Annotated in this window: 18 protein-coding genes and 3 pseudogenes; 5 read left to right on the top strand and 16 right to left on the bottom strand. The window is 48.2% G+C overall.

What is annotated here, in order from left to right:
* Nucleotides 1–8 precede the first annotated feature (8 nt).
* The 3 genes from HUN05_05350 to HUN05_05340 are packed head-to-tail and all read left to right on the top strand — an operon-like array spanning nucleotide 9 to nucleotide 2,264.
* Complete coding sequence (locus HUN05_05350) at nucleotides 9–419, top strand: hypothetical protein (protein ID WDP84642.1); 411 nt, start codon at nucleotides 9–11, stop codon at nucleotides 417–419.
* Between the two features lie 28 nt (nucleotides 420–447).
* The gene (locus tag HUN05_05345) at nucleotides 448–1,659 is read left to right on the top strand and encodes an IS256 family transposase (GenBank protein WDP84641.1); all 1,212 of its coding nucleotides are present in this window, start codon (nucleotides 448–450) and stop codon (nucleotides 1,657–1,659) included.
* A gap of 17 nt (nucleotides 1,660–1,676) precedes the next feature.
* A complete protein-coding gene (locus tag HUN05_05340) occupies nucleotides 1,677–2,264 on the top strand; it encodes a hypothetical protein (protein ID WDP84640.1) in 588 nt (195 codons plus the stop codon).
* Between the two features lie 701 nt (nucleotides 2,265–2,965).
* Here HUN05_05340 and HUN05_05335 read toward each other — a convergent pair.
* From HUN05_05335 to HUN05_05295, 9 genes and pseudogenes are all read right to left on the bottom strand, one after another.
* A pseudogene (locus HUN05_05335) lies at nucleotides 2,966–3,196 on the bottom strand (hypothetical protein).
* Nucleotides 3,197–3,223: 27 nt separating this feature from the next.
* Nucleotides 3,224–3,619, bottom strand: a complete 396-nt coding sequence (locus tag HUN05_05330; protein ID WDP84639.1) for a hypothetical protein — start codon at nucleotides 3,617–3,619, stop codon at nucleotides 3,224–3,226.
* Nucleotides 3,620–4,078, bottom strand: coding sequence for a hypothetical protein (locus HUN05_05325; protein WDP84638.1), 459 nt, complete (start codon nucleotides 4,076–4,078; stop codon nucleotides 3,620–3,622).
* 68 nt (nucleotides 4,079–4,146) lie between these two features.
* Entirely contained in the window at nucleotides 4,147–4,563 is a 417-nt protein-coding gene (locus tag HUN05_05320) for a hypothetical protein (GenBank protein ID WDP84637.1), read from the bottom strand.
* A 210-nt stretch (nucleotides 4,564–4,773) separates the two neighbouring features.
* A pseudogene (locus HUN05_05315) lies at nucleotides 4,774–7,881 on the bottom strand (NAD-glutamate dehydrogenase).
* Between the two features lie 59 nt (nucleotides 7,882–7,940).
* The gene (locus HUN05_05310; protein ID WDP84636.1) at nucleotides 7,941–8,891 is read right to left on the bottom strand and encodes a LuxR family transcriptional regulator; all 951 of its coding nucleotides are present in this window, start codon (nucleotides 8,889–8,891) and stop codon (nucleotides 7,941–7,943) included.
* A 92-nt stretch (nucleotides 8,892–8,983) separates the two neighbouring features.
* Nucleotides 8,984–10,334 (bottom strand): annotated as a pseudogene (gene gdhA / locus HUN05_05305) (NADP-specific glutamate dehydrogenase).
* Nucleotides 10,335–10,379: 45 nt separating this feature from the next.
* A complete protein-coding gene (locus HUN05_05300; GenBank protein WDP84635.1) occupies nucleotides 10,380–11,654 on the bottom strand; it encodes a hypothetical protein in 1,275 nt (424 codons plus the stop codon).
* Nucleotides 11,629–12,165, bottom strand: a complete 537-nt coding sequence (locus HUN05_05295) for an IS630 family transposase (GenBank protein WDP84634.1) — start codon at nucleotides 12,163–12,165, stop codon at nucleotides 11,629–11,631. Before HUN05_05295 ends, HUN05_05300 begins: the two co-directional genes overlap by 26 nt.
* Nucleotides 12,166–12,221: 56 nt before the next feature.
* Here HUN05_05295 and HUN05_05290 point away from each other — a divergent pair, with 56 nt between their 5' ends.
* Nucleotides 12,222–13,433, top strand: a complete 1,212-nt coding sequence (locus HUN05_05290) for an IS256 family transposase (GenBank protein ID WDP84633.1) — start codon at nucleotides 12,222–12,224, stop codon at nucleotides 13,431–13,433.
* Nucleotides 13,434–13,608: 175 nt separating this feature from the next.
* Here HUN05_05290 and HUN05_05285 read toward each other — a convergent pair whose 3' ends face one another.
* Nucleotides 13,609–13,920 carry a hypothetical protein gene (locus HUN05_05285; GenBank protein WDP84632.1) on the bottom strand — a complete coding sequence of 104 codons (312 nt, stop codon included), beginning with the start codon at nucleotides 13,918–13,920 and terminating at the stop codon, nucleotides 13,609–13,611.
* A 30-nt stretch (nucleotides 13,921–13,950) separates the two neighbouring features.
* On the bottom strand, nucleotides 13,951–15,735 hold the full coding sequence (locus HUN05_05280; GenBank protein WDP84631.1) for a hypothetical protein: 1,785 nt from the start codon (nucleotides 15,733–15,735) through the stop codon (nucleotides 13,951–13,953).
* 458 nt (nucleotides 15,736–16,193) lie between these two features.
* On the opposite strand from HUN05_05280, the gene HUN05_05275 reads away from it, so the two are divergent.
* A complete protein-coding gene (locus HUN05_05275) occupies nucleotides 16,194–17,555 on the top strand; it encodes an MATE family efflux transporter (GenBank protein ID WDP84630.1) in 1,362 nt (453 codons plus the stop codon).
* A 70-nt stretch (nucleotides 17,556–17,625) separates the two neighbouring features.
* Here the strand turns inward: HUN05_05275 and HUN05_05270 are convergent, their stop codons facing one another.
* From HUN05_05270 to HUN05_05250, 5 genes are all read right to left on the bottom strand, one after another.
* On the bottom strand, nucleotides 17,626–18,408 hold the full coding sequence (locus HUN05_05270; GenBank protein WDP84629.1) for an enoyl-CoA hydratase/isomerase family protein: 783 nt from the start codon (nucleotides 18,406–18,408) through the stop codon (nucleotides 17,626–17,628).
* A gap of 181 nt (nucleotides 18,409–18,589) precedes the next feature.
* Complete coding sequence (locus HUN05_05265) at nucleotides 18,590–19,135, bottom strand: VOC family protein (GenBank protein WDP84628.1); 546 nt, start codon at nucleotides 19,133–19,135, stop codon at nucleotides 18,590–18,592.
* A 65-nt stretch (nucleotides 19,136–19,200) separates the two neighbouring features.
* A complete protein-coding gene (locus HUN05_05260; protein WDP84627.1) occupies nucleotides 19,201–21,693 on the bottom strand; it encodes a cation:proton antiporter in 2,493 nt (830 codons plus the stop codon).
* 196 nt (nucleotides 21,694–21,889) lie between these two features.
* Nucleotides 21,890–22,318: a hypothetical protein gene (locus HUN05_05255; GenBank protein WDP84626.1), complete on the bottom strand. Its 429-nt coding sequence runs from the start codon at nucleotides 22,316–22,318 to the stop codon at nucleotides 21,890–21,892.
* 74 nt (nucleotides 22,319–22,392) lie between these two features.
* Complete coding sequence (locus HUN05_05250; protein WDP84625.1) at nucleotides 22,393–23,502, bottom strand: hypothetical protein; 1,110 nt, start codon at nucleotides 23,500–23,502, stop codon at nucleotides 22,393–22,395.
* Between the last annotated feature and the right edge of the window lie 365 nt (nucleotides 23,503–23,867).

Here is a 23,867-nt window from a genome sequence, read left to right as displayed (position 1 = left end):
GAAAATATATGGTGGTATTTAAAAATAAAAAATGGTGGGTCACAGGAATTGCCCTGATGGTTTTCAGCCTTGCTGCAGGGTGCGCTGCCCCCCCCAACGAGCCCCTGTCCGAGATTGCAGACCAAATTTGGTCTGCAATGGGAAAGGCAGACCAGCAGGTCCTCAAGCTGCAGGCCAGGGTCAAGGCCCTTTTGGAAAAGCCACCAGGGCAAGATATTCTTTTTACGAAAGAAACGAGGTATAAAAGGTACAAGGGAACGGTCTTGTATACCCCGGAAGAGGAGGGACGCTGTGAAGTCTGGGCCTCGGGAAAGACCCCGGTTGATTCGGCCCTGATCCGAAAAATAAAGCGGATTGAAAATATCTGCCCCCTGCTTTCGAGGGCGTTCAAAATTCTGTGTCAGTTGAATGAAAGCTGATATACTCAGCTAAATAAGGAGAACTGACATGACCGAAGAAAACACCGAATTTGATTTTCAAAAAGCCCTTAAAGGCATCCAGGAAGGTAAACCCTTCACAGGTAAGGGCGGCGTCCTTACATCATTAATCAAAAATCTTGCTGAAGCTGCTCTTGAAGGAGAGTTGGAGTCCCATCTCGGGCAGGAAGTTTCTGCCAACCGCCGTAATGGAAAAAGCAAAAAGACCATTAAATCCCTGGATGGTAAATTTGAGCTAAAAACCCCGCGTGACAGGGCCGGAACCTTCTCTCCACAGATCGTCAAAAAACATCAGACAACGCTCAGCGATGAAATTGAAAGAAAGATAATAGCCCTTTACGGCCTGGGCATGAGTTATAATGATATGGCTTCCCATTTACAGGAAATCTATGGACTTGAGATTTCAAATGCCACTCTGAGCACCATTACCGATAAAATCATCCATACCGTCAAAGAATGGCAGGCCAGGCCGTTGGAAAATGTGTACCCAATCGTATGGCTTGATGCCATACATTATAAAGTACGAGAAAACGGAAAGGTCGACAGCAAAGCCGTTTACACAATTCTTGGGGTGAATATCGAGGGCCGCAAAGAGGTTCTTGGGCTGTACATATCCGAGAATGAGGGTGCGAACTTCTGGCTGCAGGTGTTAACAGACCTTTCAAACCGAGGGGTAAAAGATATCCTGATTGCCTGTGTTGATGGTCTAAAAGGTTTTCCCGAGGCCATTGAGACCATATTCCCGGACACAGAAGTTCAACTCTGCGTAGTCCACCAGATCCGAAATTCATTGAAATACGTTGGTTCCAAAAATAAAAAGGAATTTATGGCAGATCTAAAACGTGTTTATAAAGCGGTCAATAAGGATCTGGCCGAAGAAGAACTGGATATCTTGGAAAATAAATGGAATGACAAATACCCGATTGTGATAAAATCCTGGCGGAACAACTGGGAACGCCTCAGTCATTTCTTTAAATATCCAGAAGAGATTCGACGGATAATATACACCACAAATACCATTGAGGCTGTGCATCGACAGTTTCGAAAACTGACCAAAACAAAGGGATCATTCCCGAACCAGGACAGCCTGTTAAAGCTGCTTTACATGGGGATCCAGAACGCCAGTAAAAAATGGACAATGCCGATTCAAAATTGGTCACTGACAATTTCCCAGTTGGCAATTTTCTTTGAAGGCCGGCTGGATAAAGAGCTGGGAATTTGATAGGGATTTATTTACAGATGGAAAAGATGGTTCCAGGAACTCCACTCCAGCAAAAGTCAACTCCTCCGACGTGGCTGATTGAAGGCCCATTCTCGGACCTGACTTTTACTTCCGCTGGCGCTGAGGCAGATCCGGGAACCGAAACCGTGACACAGAATTCTGAACATTCCCGATATACAACAATATTATTGTCAGTAAGGGCAACCCCAGATGACCATTCGCCATGGGTGATGATATCTCCGAATATATTCACCATATTCGTATGCGTCCCCTTAACCCCGCTTTCATTATTCCCTGCTGTATTAATTTCAACACCGGGATTTAATGTCAGAGAATCGGTATATATTCGATCCGAAAAACCGCCGTTGGTTTCTGTGGTGTTTGTGGTGATCGTAATGTCCTCTGCCCTGACAAAATATGGAAACATGAGAAACCAGCAAAGGAATAAACAGGTAATACAGGTAAATTTCAAAAATATTTTTATTCTGCTACTGCTGAAACATTTTGTAGACATATCCGTACTTTTCCCTCTTTACTTTTTAGTAACTTTTAAAAGAAGGAAATATATCAAAAACTTTTTTATAAAAATATCTATAAAATACTGAGGCTATTTTTAAGGGAGATAATCATAAAAATACCGCCGGAAAAATTTATCTCCGGCGGTAGAAGGCTATTTTTTCAAATAGGAGAAACTCGGGTCGGGCCGGCCCAGGTAGCAGGTCTGGGTAAACCCGTATTTTTTGATTTGGTTCAGGGCCTGGATCGCTTCATCTTTTTTACTGGCGAAATCAAAAAGAAAACTTTTGCTGTCAACGATTTTCCACCGATTGTTCACCTTTTTGACCTGGAGCCTCTGGGGGTTGAATTTTATGCAGTCTTCGCCGGGCATACCGCCCTTGGGAGCTTTGTTTTTAGCCAGAAGAAAGGTAAAACTCGGATCGGGCCGGCCCACATAACAGGTTTTATCCATGCGGTAATGCTTTATGATCTTCAGGGCTTTGACAGCCTCGGCCTTGTTTGAACCAAAATCAAAAAGCCAGCTTTTACCGTCCGCCACCTTCCACCGATTTTGTTTTTTCACCACGGATATTTGGGACGGATTAAAGGAAAGACAGTCTTCCTTGGCAGGTTTGTTCACGGCCAGGGTGGTATCGCAGGCCCCGGTGACACAGGAGCCGATCACCGGGTGTTCATTCCTTGAATCCTTTGCCTTGGCGTAATTATGGGCCTCTTTCATGGTCACCTTTCCGTCGTTGTTGGCGTCGGCATCCACCCGGGCGCCCCCAGGAGTTTTCCCATACACCGCAGATGTCCAATGATAGACATATTCGTCGTACTGGCCTTCGGTATCACACCCCCATGAGGGCTCGTCGTGGCGGGCGGCAGCCATGACGCAGATCCTGGGGCCGGTGCAGGGTTTGGGAGCGGCATTGAGAATATCATCCACCATCCCGCCGCTGAAGCATTGCTCAAATACGTAAATGGCCTCCCGGCATTTGATTTTTTTGGTGAGATTGGCAAACTCGTCATCCCGGATGCTGTCCTGCCAAAGGGTGAGATTGGCCTAGTAATCACCCGGGTCGTTTCCCCCATGATTGGTGGCGTAAAAAAAGAATTTTCCCGAAGAAGAAATATTGGCGGCAACCATGTTGAACACCGTTGTTAAATTGGCCTGGGTGGTGGCATAATCAATATCATTGATACCGTCACCGTCAAAATCCTCGGACGGGCTGTGGGTGCCGTTGGCGTAAAGAACAATGATTTGGGAATCTGAATACCCGTATTTTTGCTTTAATGTTGTAAAAATAAATTGGAGATCATTCCAATACCGGGCATAGTTGGAGCTGCTGTTCCAGCCGCCGCAGAGAAGAACGGCATACTTTTCCTGCCTGACCAGGCGTATGGGTTTGACCCTCATTTTTGTCCGGGTGAGTTTGGCCCCGGCTTTCATGAGGGTCATCTAGGTTTTGGCTTTTTTGTTCAAAGGCTTTAGGGTCAAAGCCTCCCTGGGCGGACTCATGGCCGGAACCCGTGTGACCTCGCCGCTGGCCTTGTCCACCAGGATATAACTGGCCTTGTGTTCCCAGTTGGCACCGGGCTGTTCATCCACGAAAAAAAACCAGGAGGGTTTTGAGACTACAAGTTTGGACGGGATTTTCCAGCTGCCGATTTTGGCGCCGGCCGGCTTGAGCTTGGGATTGGCGTACAGGGCCCGCTGACCGATTTTTCCCTTGTAAATCCGGGTGGTCATGGTTTTCTGGGCCTGTTCAAGGGAGAGCTGGGCCTTCAGCGGCGTGTTCATTATAACGGCTTTTTTGATTTCCGGTGTTGCAGCCTGAGCCGCAATTGTGATGTCCGGGATAAAAAATATCAGGCCTGCCATAAACCAGAATGTCCACCGTCCTTGGTTAAATTTCATTATGACCTCCTTTTGATAATGTTCATAAAAAAAGTTCCAGGCAAAAAAATACCAGGAATGGGTGGTGCCTAATTGAAATTTTTTGGGGGATGCTGGAATTTTTCCATCCTTGACCAATTGTCCGGCGGGGTAAGAGCGGAGACAACACCAAAGCGCCCGGTTTGGATATCCACGAAAAAATACCGGCAGTCATGGCCCCAATTGGCCTGGGGCTGGTCATCAACAAAAAAGAACCAGGCCTGGCCAAAATTTGCCGGAACCCTCAGGGTTTTTCCCCAGCTCGGAATCTCAGTTCCCCCCTGGATTGGATGATCGGAAACAAAAAGGCCAGGATGATCAGGGGCGATATTGTCTTTGATCATTGAAAAGGCCTGGTTCCTGTCCAGAAAGGGTGGGGCATTCGGATGTTCGTCTGCAAACGCCAGGGATGTTCTGGCCAGTGCCAGGAGTAAAACCAAAACAATTAATTTCCGCCTGTGTTCCATGATAAAAGCTCCTCTAACCTGCATATTCGGCTAAAAGGGGTGTAAGTCGATGAAGATCTATAAAGAGCGGATGACAGGATGAGTTCAAACGATTTGATTGAGAATCTCTAACAGGGATATAGGATAGGCCGGGCTCTTTTGTCAACCAAAGATTTCAGGTCGCCCAGTGCCCGGGATACGCTTAAAAGGATTCCAAATCCCAGCGTTTGCCTATTGGAAATCATGGTCGAACAGGCTTTTCACAGCCTCTGAAAAATCAATATTGACCCGGACAAGAAAGGTCTCCCAGTCAAGGCCGAACCGATAAAAGGCCATGGATGCCAGTTTTTTGGTAATAAGGGTATCCCTGTAGGCCTGCATCTGATCTGAATTTAAAACGGTCATGATCCGTTTTTTGCCCAGGGTTTTGGTCAGCACCTTGGGTAGGTAGGCTTCAATGACCTGCCAAACCGCCCCCTTTTTTTTCAAAAGAGAACCAAGATTTTCTTTTATCATCGACTCAAGGGCAAGGATATCCTCCCCAACCTTGTCTGAGAGAATGGACAAGGGAATGTCAGGATTTTTTTTGTGGATACGGATAAGCATCCGGGTTTCATCAGATGAACGTGCCTCAATCAGGGTCAACATCTCCCGGATCAAATCATTTCGGATTTTTGCATTATTCAAAATCCCGGGTTCCGGCCCCGGAAAAAATCCGGGCAAAGACTCCCCAAGGGCGCTTAAAAAGGCAAATCCTTTGTCTGAAGTGGTATCTTTGACCAGCTTGATTTCGGTCTCTGTAGAAATGGACAATCTTGCAGCATCGCTGAAAAGACGGCCAGCCCCCTCAACAATAAACTCAAGGGCTTGGAAATTATCAAGAAAGGCTGTGAAATTCTTCAGGGTGACCATCTCCTTGAACCCGCCCCAGGGGATGAGGGCCTGAATTCGGGCTTCGTCAATATGGGTCTGATTCGCCGGATCAAACATAAAATTACGAATAAATACAGCCCCGTCCTCCACCACCCTGCCGTCAGGCAGGGTCAGATATTTTTCCCTGGCAGGCACCTTAAACCCCTGGGGAGACAATTTTTCAGTCGAAAATGCCTGGGCGGTTGCCCCCAAAGGCAGGCAGCCTGAAATGGCAATTTTCCCAAGCTCTGTCCTGTCCAGTCCCTGGGGATCGAAAACAAGGGCGGTATGATCCATGATAAGGCAGATCCTGCCCTGGTACCCCAAAAATGGGCCAAGCCCCAGACCGCCTTCCGGGCCGCCGATAATGGCCAGGTTCAAATCTTTTTCACTTGAATCATAGTGAAAGATAAGGGTTCTGAAGGCCGCCAGGATACCGGCACCGGCCATGCCCCAAATCCGTATTTCCCCTCCGATTTTTTGATGAAGCCTGTCAAGATCAGAGGTGAGGTCAACGGATTTGCCATTGATCCTAAGATCAATTCCCCGCTCTTTGACGGGCTTTAGGGCAAAAATATCCCCGTTCTCCAGAATCCCGCAGGTATGATGGGGAATCTGGTTGCTCTTGCCCGAGTACAGACTTTGCCAATAGGGAAATTTTCGTTGTTTTGCCCTCAGGGTCAGGGCATCCATCAGCCCTGATGTCCCCTGGCCTGGACCGAAAAAAAGCATCTCAGGCCGGCCGCGGTCGTCCAGAGGGGTCTCATGGGAGAGCATGAGGTCCAAAATCCCGTCGGTAAAATCGAACAGGGCATCCCTTGCATATTCCCCGTAAACGGCATGGGGCAGGATCACCGCCGCGGCCCCGGATTCACAGATATCCTTTTGCCTAGCCTGCTGGGCCTTGGGCCCTAAGGCATAACAGAGTAATACAGCCGTGTCCCGTTTAACGGCATGGTTGGCCTAGGTGATATTCAACAATTCCAGCCCCCCCCGTGAAATATGGCCTGCCCCCATGTGAATGCCGCAGGCATAGTGCCCGTTCACAAAAATAATGCTGAACACAGGGCTGCTGCAGACCAGCGGATCCAGCACCCCTTTGTCCAGCTGAAAGCTAAAAGACCGCTTTTCAGGCGTGTAAAAATTGGTTTTCAAGGTGGAAAAAACCAGCCTGGACATGAACAAAAAAAGCTGTCTGCCCAGGTCAAATCCCATAAACCGGCTGTCCAGAAGCCGCTTAAACGCCTCTTGTTTTTCCACCAGATCCTGTTTTGCCCCCTTGGAAGCCCGGGCCGGATCAAATCGTTGTTCAAACACGGCGTATAAAAATTGAATCAGATCCGGATGGGCCATGGCCGCAGACTGGATCATCCCCCCGTTAAAGGCGGCCCGGTTGGCATTGTGGACTCTATGGGCAAAGGCATCTTCATATGCACGACCGCCCAGCCGGGACATGATCTGCCGGTCGGTTGACGCTTCACCATCGGCAAAGATAAACATACGGGTAAAGTCAATGGCATTGCCGGCAAAGAGCATCTCTTTAAAGCTGAGTTTTCCCTGAACATAGCATTCGGTGACCGGATTGATGCCAAAGGCCAGAAATCCGCGGATATCATTGATGATTTCAGCGTTTACCGTTCTTGGGATCTCCCCCCGGATATAGAGGGAACAAATGGACGAGGGAACAGAAGATCCGTCCCAATAGGCCCGCATCAGGGTAAGGCCGCGGTCTTTGAACAATTGCCTGAAGATGGGAATCTGGGGGGAGGCAAAATCCGAGTTAAACATAAAGCGGGTCTCCCCCGTGTCCGGCAGGTTGGAGGCTTCAACCCGGGGGGTGACAGAGGCCTTGGCATCTGTTAAAAATTTTTCATACCGCTTTCGGGTGGGTTCAGGCGTGGCCGTATAATCTCCGGCCAGGTTAAAGAGGAACCTGGAGGCCTTAAATTCGTTCTTCGTATAATCATCCACGGTTTCCGGCCGGATAATATAGGTGTAATAACCGTTTTCCTTGCCATAATAATACTCCCGCCGGTGACCGGAAATCAGGCCCTCAATCACATTTTCCATGTTGTCCCGGGTTTCATGGGTGGCAATCCTGACCCGCTGCACATCGTTGCCGTGGGCCAGGTCAAAATCAATGTGGGCCACCCGTCCTACCAGGGCGACCCTGCCGTCCTGAACCGCTATGCTTGAAGCGATGGACCCCAAAAGATGTTTTAACGAGGCTTTGGTGATGTTTTCAAAAAAATAATTGGGCAGGCCCAGGTCGTTGAGCAGAATTCCGGCAGCCATGTTGATACAATTGGCCGTGACCAGGCCTTCGGAAGAAAGGTCGATCACCGCTTCATAAAGAACCCTGATATCCAGGTTAACGCTTTCTGCTGTCTCTATGATATGGGGGGCTGGGAAACAGCACCGGTAAATCGGTTGTTCATGGGTATATCCTCAAGGTCCGCAGCCGGGCTGCAGACCGTTTACACGGCTCATAAATTTGCCAGATAGCTGACCAGGTTAACTTTTTTATTGGTGATCCCCAATTTTTTACGGATATGATTCCGATAGGTTTCAACGCTTCGGTAGGAAAGATTCAGCAGTTTGGCAATCTCCTTTGAGCTCAACCCTCCCCGGATCATTGTACAGATTTCGTTCTCCCGGGGGGTGAGTTTAAGATTGGGTCTGGATATCCGGGTGCCAAAGGATGAGGTCAACTGCCTGATATTTTCTTCGAGCAGGATCAGATACTCCCGTTCGATCTCAGATCCCCGATTGTCCATTTTTTTTATCAAGGGGAGCAGCAAATTCTCCACATTGGCCATGACCTTTGTTTCAAGGCTTTCCTTTTCCTCGATCAGCTGGTTCATCACCTCCCTGAGGGCAATGTTTTTCTCCTTTAACAAAAGGTTCTGGTCCTTGAGTTTCTGTTTGCTTTCACTGAGGTCTTTTTCCGCCTGTTTTCGCTCGCTGGTCCTTCCGAGCAGCTCGGCAACGGCATTGAGAAGGGATCGCTCCTCTTTTAAAAAAGGACCTTCGGCCCGTTCCGGGCGATTTTCCAGGTAGCAGACCGTCAAAACCCCAATGAGCTCTCCATAGGCCATGACCTCGACCTGCTGTTTCCAAAATGTATTTTTATAATTGTCCGTCCGAAAGCTCTGGTCGTGGAGAAGCAACTGGGCACAGGTAATTTCAGGGTATTGCCAGGAATCGGGGATCAGGTCCACCACCTGCTGAAAGGTGGTTTCAAGGGAGAGTCCGGTCTGCTCCAGAATCTTTGAAATACCGAAAAGGCAGTTGATCTCCTTGATCCGTTCCTTGAGATCATGGGCCTGTTGTTTAAGGGTGAGTTCCATGAGCCTGTGCTCATGTTCCAACGTTTCCAGTTCCCGATTCCGTTCCAGAATCCGTTCTATATCCGGCTGCCCTTGGGTATCAATCATGTGTCCATCATTTTAGCCCCTTGCCCCGGGTCGGGGGAAAGGGGCGCTTAGTTGTTTAGCGCGTGGAAAATCATATACCAGGATTTTCCCCCCTAAACAAGTCCCTGGTCAAGCATGGCGTCAACGACCTTGACAAAACCGGCAATATTGGCCCCGGCAACGTAGTTGCCCTGCTGTCCGTACTCTGCTGATGCCTCAACACAGGAGGTATGGATGCTGTTCATGATCTGCTTGAGCCGGTTGTCCACCTCTTCCCGGGTCCAGGCCAGCCGCATGGCGTTCTGGGACATTTCAAGGCCGGATACGGCCACACCGCCGGCATTGGCGGCCTTGCCCGGGGCATATAGAATTTTGTTATCCAGAAAGATGTCCACGGCTTCGGGGGTGGATGGCATATTGGCCCCTTCGGCCACCACAAACACCTTGTTTTCAACCAAATTAACGGCATCTTTTTTGTTGATTTCATTCTGGGTAGCGCTAGGAAAGGCACAGTCGTGCCTTTATATCCCACAGAGGATTATGGTCCAGGGAACCGTCCAATTCCGTGTAAACCGCTTCCGGATATTTGTCGGCATATTCCCGGATCCGGCCCCGCCGGATATTTTTAAGGTCCATTACCCAGGAAAGTTTTTCTCTGTCAATTCCGGTTTCATCATAGATAAAGCCTGCGGAATCAGAGAGGGTCACCACCTTTCCCCCAAGGTCAAGAATTTTTTCAACCGTGTACTGGGCCACGTTTCCAGACCCGGAAACCAAACATGTCTTGTTTTCCAGTGAATCGGTCCGGGTGGACAGCATTTCAGCGGCAAAATACACACAGCCATACCCGGTGGCTTCAGGACGGATCAGGCTGCCGCCCCAATTAAGGCCCTTGCCCGTGAGAACAGAGGCAAATTCATTGGTCAGTTTTTTGTACATCCCGAACATATATCCGATTTCCCGGCCCCCGACCCCGATATCCCCGGCCGGAACATCGGTATTGGGCCCGATATGGCGGAAGAGTTCGGACATAAACGACTGGCAGAACCGCATGACCTCATTGTAGGATTTTCCCTTTGGATCAAAATCAGAGCCTCCTTTTCCGCCGCCCATGGGCAGGGTGGTCAAAGCGTTTTTAAATACCTGTTCAAATGCCAAAAATTTAAGAATGCTCAGGTTGACGGAGGGGTGGAACCGAAGCCCGCCCTTGTAAGGGCCGATGGCAGAATTCATTTCAATTCTATATCCCCGGTTCACCTGAACCCGTCCGGTATCATCCATCCAGGGCACCCTGAACATGATAGCACGTTCGGGTTCGGCAAGCCGTTCAAGAATTCTGGCCTGGCGGTATTCGGGATTCCGGTCCAGAACAGGCTGCACCGTGTCGATGACTTCCTGGACTGCCTGGTGAAATTCTTTTTGTTCCGGATCCTTGTCAATGATTCGTTCTAGTTCTTCTGACATCTTATTGCCTTTCATAAAAATAGTAAACAATCAGGCCGAGCGAACTCAGGCTGCAATAGTATCGATTTTGGTTGATCCGCCCATAATAACGCAGCGGGAATGCTTTCCGTCCAGTTTAACGGTCAAAGGGGTTTTCAGCCGCAGGTGTTTGATAAATTGAGTCCCCTGATCCATTGTTTGGCCTTTGAGTCCGGCCAGGCTGAACCGGTCTCCAAAACCCTTCCCGGTTTCATTTACCGTGATATAGGGAATGCCCATGGCCGTAATATTATGGAAAAAATGGGAGCCCCCGGACGGATCTGCATGGATGGAATCGTTTCTAATCTCCACAATGGCCCCGGCATTGGAGATATCGGACCAGGCCACGGGAATGCCCAGCCAGGGGTCGGACGAACCCCACCGCCCGGGGCCGGCCAGAAGAAAGGGCAGATTTTCCCGGGCAAGCCGGTTATTGATCTGGCTGATCTCCAGGGCCATCTCACGGGTTTTATTTCCTTGAAACCTGCCGGGTTCCACATAAACAATATCCCGGATGGATTCAAGGGTGCCGTGGCCCAGGGCCGTGGACGAGACACAAAGGGCATTTTCTTCATCTTCTAAAGAAATATCCGTCCCGGAAGGCTCGCCGGGATCAGCCATGGGCCGGATCTGGAGGATAAAAAACTCCCAGGGGTCAGCTTCCCGTTCAGGCAGATTGGCTGCAAATTCCATTTCCACGGGCATTCCCATCCCCTCTTTTCCAAGGGATAAAAGATCGGCAATCAGCCCGGCCATGGGCGGATCATCGTATTTGAGCACCCGGGCAAAGGTCATCATTTTCGGGCCCTGGCAATACCAGGTATCCCGTATCCGGTCTTCCCCGGGAACATAGGTGCTGGCAAAGGCCTTTACCGGAGGATCTTCCAAGGCATCGGCAATGGACCAATGCTCCAGGTTGGACCGGGTGGAAAAATGAAGGCTCTCTGGATACCCCCGGGTCTTGAGGGCGTAGAAGCGTTCCTGGGTACGGGTTAAAAAATCCTTGGCCGTTGACAGCTGGGGAGTAATTTTCGGATACCGGGGACAAAATCTCAGGCTTTTACCCCCTTCTGCCACGGTTCTTCCCAGCCCCAGGGCCATGTGGACCACCCCGTCTTCTGTACTCATATGTGAAAAGGGATAAAAATTGGACGACTGGGCCGTTCCGGAAAGGGCCGGGTAAAAATAATCTCCATACTCTTTCCCCCCAAGCTCCTGGACAATCACAGCCATGGAATCGTCAAGGGGCAGAGCGCTGGTATAGCAATGCCGATAATTATTTATACATCCTGATAATTTCATCAATCGTTTCGTTTTCATTGTATTCACGGATGGTTTTTAGGGCCGCAAAATCGTGTTCAATCGGATTGAGATCCGGTGAATACGGGGGCAAAAACAAAAGAGCTGCACCAGTTCTTTCTATCAAATATTTGGTTTCTTCGCCCTTGTGGAAGGATGCGTTATCCATCACAACGACATGATTATCGTTCAGATGTGGACTCAACTGGTGTTCGATCCAAGCATTAAAGATATCCGCATTGCATGTTCCCTGAAACAAAAATGGTTCTTCAAAACTATATTCGATGCGGGCAGCAATCAAAGACGTTCGAGGGTGCTTTGTTCCTGCAATCAAACCATGAACACGCTGCCCTTTGAGAGCATATCCATAGCGACGGGTTGTATAAGGCGAAAAGCCGCTTTCATCAACATAAACAAACGTTTTGCAACGACGTACATAACGTTCACGAAGACGAAGATATGCCTTTCTTTTGCTGTCGCTTCGCTCCCTGTATCCCGTCATGAGGGCGTTCAAAATTCTGTGTCAGTTGAATCAAAGCTGATATACTCAGCTAAATAAGGAGAACTGACATGACCGAAGACAACACCGAATTTGATTTTCAAAAAGCTCTTAAAGGTATTCAGGAAGGTAAACCCTTCACAGGTAAGGGCGGCGTCCTTACATCATTAATCAAAAATCTTGCGGAAGCTGCTCTTGAAGGAGAGTTGGAGTCCCATCTCGGACAGGAAATTTCTGCCAACCGCCGTAATGGAAAAAGCAGAAAGACCATTAAGTCCCTGGATGGTAAATTTGAGCTAAAAACCCCGCGTGATCGGAACGGAACCTTCTCTCCACAGATCGTCAAAAAACATCAGACAACGCTCAGCGATGAAATTGAAAGAAAGATAATAGCCCTTTACGGCCTGGGCATGAGTTATAATGATATGGCTTCCCATTTACAGGAAATCTATGGACTTGAGATTTCAAATGCCACTCTGAGCACCATTACCGATAAAATCATCCATACCGTCAAAGAATGGCAGGCCAGGCCGTTGGAAAATGTGTACCCAATCATATGGCTTGATGCCATACATTATAAAGTACGAGAAAACGGAAAGGTCGCCAGCAAAGCCGTTTACACAATTCTTGGGGTGAATATCGAGGGCCGCAAAGAGGTTCTTGGGCTGTACATATCCGAGAATGAGGGTGCGAACTTCTGGCTGCAGGTGTTAACAGACCTTTCAAACCGAGGGGTAAAAGATATCCTGATTGCCTGTGTTGATGGTCTAAAAGGTTTTCCCGAGGCCATTGAGACCATATTCCCGGACACAGAAGTTCAACTCTGCGTAGTCCACCAGATCCGAAATTCATTGAAATACGTTGGTTCCAAAAATAAAAAGGAATTTATGGCAGATCTAAAACGTGTTTATAAAGCGGTCAATAAGGATCTGGCCGAAGAAGAACTGGATATCTTGGAAAATAAATGGAATGACAAATACCCGATTGTGATAAAATCCTGGCGGAACAACTGGGAACGCCTCAGTCATTTCTTTAAATATCCAGAAGAGATTCGACGGATAATATACACCACAAATACCATTGAGGCTGTGCATCGACAGTTTCGAAAACTGACCAAAACAAAGGGATCATTCCCGAACCAGGACAGCCTGTTAAAGCTGCTTTACATGGGGATCCAGAACGCCAGTAAAAAATGGACAATGCCGATTCAAAATTGGTCACTGACAATTTCCCAGTTGGCAATTTTCTTTGAAGGCCGGCTGGATAAAGAGCTGGGAATTTGATAGGGATTTATTTACAGATGGAAAAGATGGTTCCAGGAACTCCACTCCAGCAAAAGTCAACTCCTCCGACGTGGCTGATTGAAGGCCCATTCTCGGACCTGACTTTTACTTCCGCTGGCGCTGAGGCAGATCCGGGAACCGAAACCGTGACACAGAATTCTGAACATTCCCCCCGTCATCTTTTTTTTCGAGTGATTCCGAGTTGTTTCATATTATACCAGATACAGGCACGGGATACTCCGAAATGCTGCGCCCTTTCCGATTGTGTCATGTCATCATTTGTCTCCACATGGAGGCGCAAAGCTTCCAGATCCAAACTTCGTGGTCCTTTTGGACCGGGTTTCTTGTATGACAAACCATCTTCGGCAGACGTCCAGTTGTGAACACTTCCACGGGATACATTAAACTGACTGGCAGCTTCCGTCTTGCTTCCTCCATTTTCTACAAAATCTATAACGCGTTTGCGTAAATCTGATGAATATCTCATGGGGAAAATATAAGTTGTATAAATCCTTGTTCAAGTAATTGTTTGCTCTGCTATATTCCGGCAAAACCGCCGGGCATTTTTATAGTAGGTGGATGCATAGACCAGCTTGACCGCTGTCACCAGATGGTCCAGCCGCACCTTTGGATCCTCATGGTTGTTGGGAATTTTATAGGTCTTGTAAAGGCCGGCATAGGGGGTGAACCTATCATCCTCTAACTGGCTTGAGGACCTCACGGCCAGGGGCACCCTGACCTGGTCCAGAAAAATCTCAAGTTTTCGGATCAGATCATCGGGCAGAGGAGCATCCAGAAATCCCTGGACAATCTGTTCTAAGGAAAGCCCCCTTAGGACAAGATCCTTGAGATGGTTATCAGCCACAAAGCCGTCAAACAGATCGCTACAGAGCACCAGGGTGTTGGGAATTTTGATCTTTATTTTGGGATATTGCTCTTGGATTTCAGGATGGCGGGTCAAAAGATCCGCCATAAAGGCCAGCCCCCTGGCTTTGCCGCCCATGGAGCCCGTCCCTATTTTTGAAAAATCCATGACATCGGCATCAAATAGATCGGCATTAAATTGAAGGGTCAGTCCTTTGTGTCGGTGCTTTCTCAAATCCCGGATCTGGCCGATAATATGGCTGCGCAGCCCGTCAATGGTATCAAAATCATTGGGTTTTACCGCCCTGACCTCAAGGGCCGTCCCCACTTCACAACGGGCCATGAGCCAGGTGGAAAAATGGTGTTGCTCAGCATGGAAAAGGACCGACTCATCGGGAATGGCAGCCAGCTTTTTCTCCAACACCGCAAGGTTTGAGGCCCGGTCAATCTCTTCTCCTGCCCGGTTTCGGAAGACAAAATCCCCAAATCCCAGATGGTTCCGGAAAAAAAGATGAAGGTCTTGGTTCAGGTCAGACGCATTTTTATCCAGAAAAACCGCTGGTATCTGCCGGGCCTTTTCCCGGTTTTTTGTTTCAGCACTCATCAAGAGCAAAGGAATTTCAGGGATATCTTCACGGATTTGCGATAGAATGGAAATACCGGCCCGGTCATCCTCTTTTTCTGATCTGGGAAGCCGCGTATCCGAGATCACGCACAAAAGATGGGACCCGTACTGCTCATACAGGTCCTTGGCTTCTTCGTAATTTGAGGCCATCAGGACTTTTGGCCGTTTTCCCATTGCCGCCAGCTTGAGGCAGTCGCTGCATCCGATTTTCACAAGCGCCTGGGTCTGGCGGACAATTTCCCTGTAAATCATGGGCAGGAAACAGGCGGCATATTCAGGGGAATCCTCCACCAGGATAATCACACGCACATTGGCCACCTTGATGTCATGACCGACGTTGAGACGGTCTTCGGTGAGCTTGACCATGGCCAGCAGCATGTCCGGGTTGCCGGACCAGGTAAAGGTCCAGTCGACCCCGTCAATCTTCTGCTGCTTTAATTCGGGCAGGGTGCCCCGGGTGCCGGGCAAAAGCAGTATCACCATGATATCCGGACAAATCTCCTTGATTTGCCGGCCCAGGCACAAGGGATCCATCTTGTCCAAATGGGGCACCATAAAGACCAGATCAAACCGCTGGTCTGTCAAAAGCGCCATGGCCTCAACGGACGAGACTCCTGTAATCCTCGGAGGACAGGAAAGATTCAGCCCCTTGTACTCATTGACCATTTTTGAGGTAAGGCTGCCGTCCTCTTCCATATTATAAATATTGTATGAACTTGAAATAAGAAGTATCTCCCGGATTTTTTGGGGGGCAAGCTCCCTGAAAACTTCGGGTCTGCTCTGTCGGGTGAGCGGCTCTGTTGTCTTACTCATGGCGTTTATTCCGATACTGCCGGTTAAAATGGTCAAACCACTATAAAAATGCGATATTTTTATTTAGCGCTAACAGGATTGATTTTTATTTAAATCTGCTAATTTATGCGTATAAAAACACAGGGTACTCCATATAAACGGATTGTTTCATCCGGCATGGGCCTTAAAAAAAGGAGGATCATCCCAGGCCATTGAGCTGAATGATCATCGCAAAATTGGCTGCCCAAACAATGGCAGAAAAAATCCTCGGCCCCAGCAGTCAAAGGTTCGGCTCATACGGATGAACATTTTATGGGGTTTAAAAAAAATACCGAATTCCAAGATCTGTGTGGAAGATCAACAGGATCTTTTTATTTGCCATGGATTTTGTTATCTAATGATTCCGGTTTAAAGATCCGGGGTTTTGCGTGAGCCCTGACCTTGATTCTGACCGATAATTTTTTATTAAAGATCAACGAATGAAAAAAGAAACAAATTTAACATCAGGTCCCATAGCGGCAAAAATAATCAAGCTCTCTTTTCCCATTATCGGCACATCCTTTATCCAGATGGCCTATAATCTTACCGATGTTGTATGGCTTGGGCGCACGGGATCAGCAACCATTACGGCGGCCACCACCGCCGGATTTTTCATCTGGCTTTTGATGAGTCTTTTTTATACGACAAAATCAGGAACAGAAACCCTTGTTGCCCAGTCTGTGGGGAAAAAAGAGGTTTCAACGGCCAGACAGGTAGCGGAAAATGCCTTGACCATCGGGCTGTCTGCTTCATTTATCATCAATTTGCTGATTATTATTTTTGCGGGCAGTCTTCTCAGCTTTTTTAGGCTGGAACCTCAGGTCATGGTAAAAGCGGTTCATTACCTTAGAATCGTATCAATTGGAATGTGCTTTGCCGTGGTCAACCCGGTTATGAGTGCCGTTTACCTGGGCTTTGGCAATAGTAAAACCCCTTTTTATGTAAATTCTATCGGCTTGATTGTAAATATGGTTCTGGATCCTATTTTGATTTTCGGGCTCTGGTTTGTTCCCGAGCTTGGCATAAAAGGAGCTGCAATTGCGACCACGATTTCCAATATACTGGTATTTTTAATTTTTCTTTTTAAACTTAAGTCAACACAATCTGTTCTCCCCTGCCTCAGAGTATTTGCGCCCCTTAGAATCAAAATTGTAAAAAGAATTTTAAGAATTGGTATCCCGGTCGCCCTGGGACATATGTCATTTTGTATTTTTTCTATGTGCATCGCAAGGATTGTATCCGCATATGGAACCATCCCCCTGGGTGTCCAGAATATCGGGGCAAGTATTGAAGCCCTGTCATGGAATACCGCCCTTGGGTTTTCCACCGCCCTTGCAGCATTTACCGGCCAAAATTACGGGGCAAAAAAGTATGACAGAATCAAGCAGGGGTATTATGTGATTCTCTTTTTGAGCATAAGCTTAGGGCTGATTGCAACCATTGCATTCTTCTTTTTTGGAAAACCGCTTTTCTCTTTGTTCTCAAATGAACATGAGATGATAGTCACAGGGGCCTTGTACCTTAAAATCATTGCGGTCTCCCAAATTTTCATGTATATTGAAATAACATCTTCCGGGGGATTTTACGGTCTTGGAAAAACAAGACAGCCTTCGTTTACAAGCTTTATTTTTACAGGACTCAGAATTCCTGCAGCACTTTTTGTCGTCCATTTCACATCGTATACATATGACGGAATCTGGTGGTGCATCAGTATCAGCAGCCTGTTCAAAGGGGTCATCGTTGCAGGGCTTTATTTTCTGACCTTAAAAACGCTGAATAAAAAAATTGGATCCAAGGCCTGATCTCTTTGCTGCAGCCGCCATGAAAACAAATATCTGAGGGATCTTTAAATACCAGAAGTCTGGCCCAGAGCTATTTGCCTTGAAACCGGGGCTCTCGCTTTTCAAGCAGCGCGCTGATGCCTTCTTGGGCATCTGCCATTTCAAAGATCCGAGACTGAACATGGGCTTCCATCTCAGCCGCTTTTTCAGGATTCCAGTCAAGGCCCTGATAGATGGAATGCTTCATCATTTGCACGGCAACCGGCGCACAAAGGGCAATCTCACGGGCAATGGCCATGGCCTTTTCCATAACCTCATCCTTGTCCACTGCATAGTTTACAAGCCCCATGGAAAAGGCCTGTTCCCCGGTAAAAATGGATCCTGTGAACAAGAGTTCATTTGCCTTTGCCAGCCCCACCAGCCGGGGCAGGGTATAGGAGATGGCCATTCCCGAATGAAGCCCCAGACGGGCAAAATTGGCGCCCATCTTTGCCTGACGGTTTACCACCCGGATATCACACATCAGGGCAAGGCCCAGCCCCCCGCCAATGGCGTGTCCGTTTACAGCTGCAATAACGGGAATTTTAAGCGTTCCCACATCAAGAAAAGGCTGGTATAAATCCAGAAGCGCCTTGTTGGGAAGGGGTGCGTCCTGTTTTATGACCCCGCTTTTAAAATCAGGACCGCTGCAAAAGGTGGTGCCGCTGCCGGTAATGATAAGGCAGCGCAACTCCCGGTCCTGTTTTACCTGTCCCAGTATTTTCTGGAACCCAGGCATGGTTTCCCGGTCCATGCTGTTCCTGTTCTCCGGCCGGTTCAGGGTAATAACAGCTATCTTACCTTTTTTATCATAACGTATGGGCGGGGTATCCAAATGGGGTATCCTTGTCTAATTTTTTTTCCCGGATCTTGCCCGGGTGGTTATCCGGAAGGTGGTGCCTGTTTTTTTATCGTCCTGAAATGACTGATTTGTCATACCACCTGAAGGCCTTCACTGCAAATCAGAAAAAAAAAGCTGTCCGGGTTGAGCTCATCCCAAAAAGGCCTATCTGTTTTCATCTGGAGACAAACCTCTCCTCTTCTGGTGTCGGACGCTTGACCCGGGGCCATTTTCCCGGCTGGGGCTCAGCCCCTTCAAGGGCAGCAGGGGGCGGATCATCATCCTTTAAAACAGGATTTTTACGAAAATCACGCTCTCCTGCCTCGTAGCAGAATTCAATGGGAATACCGTTGGGATCAAAAGAATAAATGGAATGGATGAACCCATGATCAATGAGATCCGAACATTCAAACCCGGCCGCCTCAAGTTTATCCTTGAGCTGCCATGCCTCGCGGCTGGAATCCACGCCAAAGGCGATATGGTCAAATACGATCGGCCCTTTAAACGGCACCCCATGGTCCTTTGGTTCCACGGGCTGCGCCCCGTCCCACTCAAAAAACGCCAGGGTGTTTTTGTCATCAATCTCAAAGAAATAATGCCGGAATCCCCTTTGGCCAAATCCGTTGATTAAGCGCATACCAATGAGGTCACGCCAGAACCGGATGGTGGATTCCATATCCCCTGTCACCATTGCAAGGTGGTTGATTCCCTTAAATTTCATAAAAACCTCCTTTTATCACCTGAATATTGCAAGCCCGCCAAAACTCAAAACAAAAAATGCCGGATTTAAGTATCACGCGGCCTGTCAGCATTGATCATCATTTGCCGTAAGGCTGTTTTGCCTTTTGCACGCCTCCATTTTTGTTCAAACCCGGGATCCAGTACAATCCGGGCAATTGCCGAAAGCGCCTGAAGATGAAAAAGCCTCTGATCCCTTGACCCGATCAGGACAAAGGCGGCATAGACAAGGGGCTGGGAAGAAGAAAACACAATCCCCTTTCTGCACCGGACCAGGAGAAGACAAAACTGCTCCCGGCCGTTGAGGATCACATGGGGCACGGCAAGACCGGGGGCAAGAACAGTGGTCATCTCCTCCTCGCGCTTGGTCAGCATTTGGAAGAGTTCCTCGGCAGATGCCCCCAAGGGGCCGGCCATGGCATTGGCTGCCCGTTTGAAAAACCCATCTTTGTCAATCTGTTTTTTTAAATCCATGACCTGGCTTTTGGCCACCAGGCGGTCAAACCGGTCCGGCCGGGTATGATCAGGAGACGTGATCATCTGCCGGAGCTTTTTTTGAATGGGCACCTCATCTTTAAGCTCTGTTGCCGCCGCCTTTTCCACCATCTGGGCCATGGCCTCTTTTTGGTTGAGACCAAAGCGTAATGAAAGTTCTTTTATGGAAATTTCCGATCCCAGAACGGTGACCAGATCTCCGGGTTCCAGCCGGGTAAATCCGTGGGGCACGAACAACACCCCCCTTCGCCGCACAGACATGATCACCAGATCAAATGGAAGGCGAAGGTCTCTCAATGCCAGGCCGGCCAGGTCGGGATTCTGAATCCTCAGGTCCACGACATTTCTTTCTTTGTGCATCCCCATCAGCAGGGATGCCGCAGCCGGAGACCGGACAAAATGATCCAACAATCCCACAATTGCCGTGGACGGATCCACCACCAGGACTCCCAAAGACTGGAATCCTGGGGTATTTACCCGGTGGTTTATCCTTGCAATCAGGGTCTGACCGCCAAAATTCTCATAGGCAATTTCACAGATCCTGTAATTTTCCTCGTCGGAAAGCATGGTGACAATGGCCCCGGCCCTGTGGCATCCGATCCCTTCCAATTCCCCCCGGGTAAATTGTGAAAAATGTTCCACCTTTATATCTTCAAAATTTTCCATTGGCCCCGCCTTGCCGTTCATGGCCAGTTTTACCTGCCAGCCCTGGGACACAAGGGACATGGCCAGGGCCGATGCCTGGCCGTCCGTTCCAAAGATAATTGCTTTTTTTATCCCCCCGGCCAGGTCTTTGTCAGACTTTGGATGATCTTCTTTCATCAGCTTAATGGCAAACTTGAACAACGGCGGCCCCACAAGCTGGTTCAGGATGATAACAGAGATAATAATGGTGGCAAAGGGACTGCCGAACCCGGGAAACTCAAACACCACGTCTTTTGCAAGTCCAAGCCCTACACCGGCCTGGGTAATAAAGGCCATCCAGCTCACCGAATTGGCTTTGGCCGGATTTCCGGCAAGGGTTCCGCCGACAAATGAACCTAAAAAAACAGCTGTTGTCCGGACCAGAAAAAGGACAACGGCCACCGGCCATGTGGCCGCCAGCACATCCAGGGACAGCGAGGCGCCGGTGAGGGTAAAAAAAGTGATATAAACCACAGGACCAATGTCGTAGAGGAGTTTTAAAAATTCCGTTCTGAACCGTGAGGCATTGGATATAAAAAAACCGGCCACCATGCAGATCAGCAGCGGTTCAAACAGAATTTCCGCAAAAAAACGGTCATGGGTAAACTGCCGGATGCCTGCGGACAGAACAAAGACAAGATACCCCGTTGCCAGAATGGCCGCCGTTTTTAGCAAAGAAGGCGCTGGGACACGCATTATCCTCAAAAGGATTCGGGACACAAGAACGCCTAAACACAGTGAGCCGCCCAGTTCAAAGACAAGAACCAGGACAAAACCCAAATTAAAACGCAATCCTGTCAGCAGGGCATCGGCCACCGAAGAATTGGCGGAAAACAGAACAATGACCACCACGTCCATGATAACGGTCACACCGAGCACCGTCTGGGTAAACGGACCTTTGGCGCGCAGTTCATTGACAATGGCGATGGCAGACGAAGGAGACCGGGCCACAAGAATGGCCCCGGCCAGAATGGCCACAGCAGCCTTTGCAGCCGTCGGCATGGTTGCCATAAACGGGATATGTCCGGCCATCAGATAAAAGGCAATCGAGGTAAGACAAAATGTAAAAGAAACCAGACCGGCCGTAATCCAGGCAATGCTTAATAGTTTGCTTCGCAGATCTTTTAAATAGAGTTCAGCCCCTGCTGCAAAGGCGATGAATCCCAGGGAAATTTCATCCACAAAGGATAAAGTGTCAACCGCCTCTTTGGTGATCATCCCCAACACGTAGGGACCGGCCAGAATTCCGGTGAGCAGAAAAGCGCTGATCAGCGGCAGGCCGGTCTTCGAAAGGCTTGCCCCCAACTGTTTTGATGCCAGGGCGATCAGCACAAATCCTGCGGTGAACACCAAAGTCTCCATGGATTTATCCTAATAAGGGTGTCAGCGGACGATCAATGGTATTAAATCTATGGACGATTCTCTGGTTTGTAAACCTGGGAATTTTTTTCTTTTTAATTAACAGCGGCCAAAAGACAATGATTAGAAGTGGCCTTAAAGAATAAACGGGAACAGTTCAAATTGACCTGCTCCCGTTTATGAAATCACAGCGGGTCAGTTACTCAACAGGATAGCCTGCCTTCTCCCAGGCCATCCAGCCGCCGCCCATGTTTTTTGTGTTTTTATACCCCATCTGGCAAAGGGTGCAGGTGGCCAGACATCCCCTTGAACCTTTCTTGCAGTACATGACAATTTCAGCGGTTTTGTCCGGTATCTTTTTATCGATCTTAAATTCCAAAAGCCCCCTTGGAATATTCATTGCCCCTGGAACATGTCCCATCTTAAATTCTTTTTTGGTACGGCAGTCCAAAAAAATATATCCACCCTTGTCAAATAGGGCCTTGGCCTCGGACACAGATACCTCGCAAATACTTTTCTTAGCCTCGCCCACCAGATCCTTGGCTGTCATGTCCTTGGCAAGGGAAATCTGTGCTGTGAGAAACAACAGAGAAATGAATACCAAGACAAACAGATTACGTTTTTTCATAAAATATCCTCCTTTTGCTGTTAAATTTAAACACACTGAATGTTTTCAGTGTTAGAAACCAAGGTTATTCTCCTTTAGTCAGCCCTCCTTTTTTCGGGTATCCTGTCCATGGGTACAATAACGGGCTGGTTTGCGTTTAACTCTTTTTGATCAACATCACCGGAAAGCAGAAACAATTTTGTATTTCCGTGACAGGCGTTGCATGTTTCGTTCTGGGGCGTCTTCCGCCTGATATTATGAGGGGTGGTCATTTTCCAGGTGGGCAGTTTGTCAAAATTTTTCAATCCATTTTCAACATAAAATTTAAATGAGGATCGATCCACCGGGACATGACGCAGTGTAACAAATGTTTCAGGCCTCTTTTTGGATTTCAAGGGATTCAGGCCGATTTTAAACTGCATTTGAGATTTTTGGGTCTTATAATATTTAAGGCCGTCATCATCTTTTCCAAAATGGCATGAATAGCAGTTTTTATACGCCTGGGAATGGCAGACATTACAACTCACCTGATCCCGGTGAATCCAGTGATTCTTCGTGTTTTCAGAGGTTGCCTCATAAATTTTTTCATGGCAGTCCAGACACTTGGGACCATTTTTCACTTCATAGCGGTTGGCATAATCCTTCCCGTCGCCATGCATCTCATCGGCTGTGTGACATTTACTGCATTTAAAATATTTCTCTTTGTGTATGTCTGGTTTAAACCCCTTGTTTTTGCCCAGATACTCTTTGCCGATCCGGCTCCCGTGACAGGCCGTACAAACCTGCTGCATCGGGGGCCTTTTCTGGAACAGGTGCCCTTCTATCAATCCCCCTTCAACTGATTCCGGACGGCTGATATGACATTGTCCGCAACTGGAATGACACGAATTACAATGAAATTCCCTGGCCGCATCAACCTTGGCATGAACAGATGGATTTGAGTTCGCTCTTTTGTCTATCATCTTTTTCTCAGGTGACAGACTCACGTGCAGGCTGGTTTTATAATGTTCTGCAATGTCTTCATGGCATGCACCGCAGGCATTGGCCGGATCCGGATAGGACGGATCTTTGACAACGCCGATATGGGCCTTTTGCCAGTCCGGTTCTCCTGGATCACCCCCGTGGCACTCCTCACACCCGAGTTCGCCATAGTTTTCATCTTCTGCAATTTCACTGTCAACAAAAAGCTTTTCATGAGGAGCCAACGGCTCGACTGCGCCGCCTCACCCCTCCCCTTGGGTTTTAGCTGAAGCTCCGGGTTTTCCGGCATTCGACTTTGCAATGGTTCTTGTAATTTTTATCAGTTTTTGAGCATTGGTATGGCAGGTGAAACAATGATTTTCATTTTCTGAAGATTGAGCGGAGCTGCTATAAGATAAAATAAAAAAACAGCAAAGACCAATCCCAAACAAATTTCTAATTTAATGGCTCTCATGGTCTTCTCCTAAAGATTCATACGTCATTTTTTTTTGCATCAACAATTACACTCAGGAAATCAGCGGGTTCGGTATCACCTCCTTTTGTGGCACCCCTTTTTATCTGTTTGCCCCTTGTGACTCAGGACACCTAT

The organism is Desulfobacter sp. (assembly GCA_028768545.1).
GTDB lineage: Bacteria > Desulfobacterota > Desulfobacteria > Desulfobacterales > Desulfobacteraceae > Desulfobacter.
The sequence above is the reverse complement of the archived record's forward strand: the minus strand, read 5'-3'. Positions and strand labels throughout refer to the sequence as shown.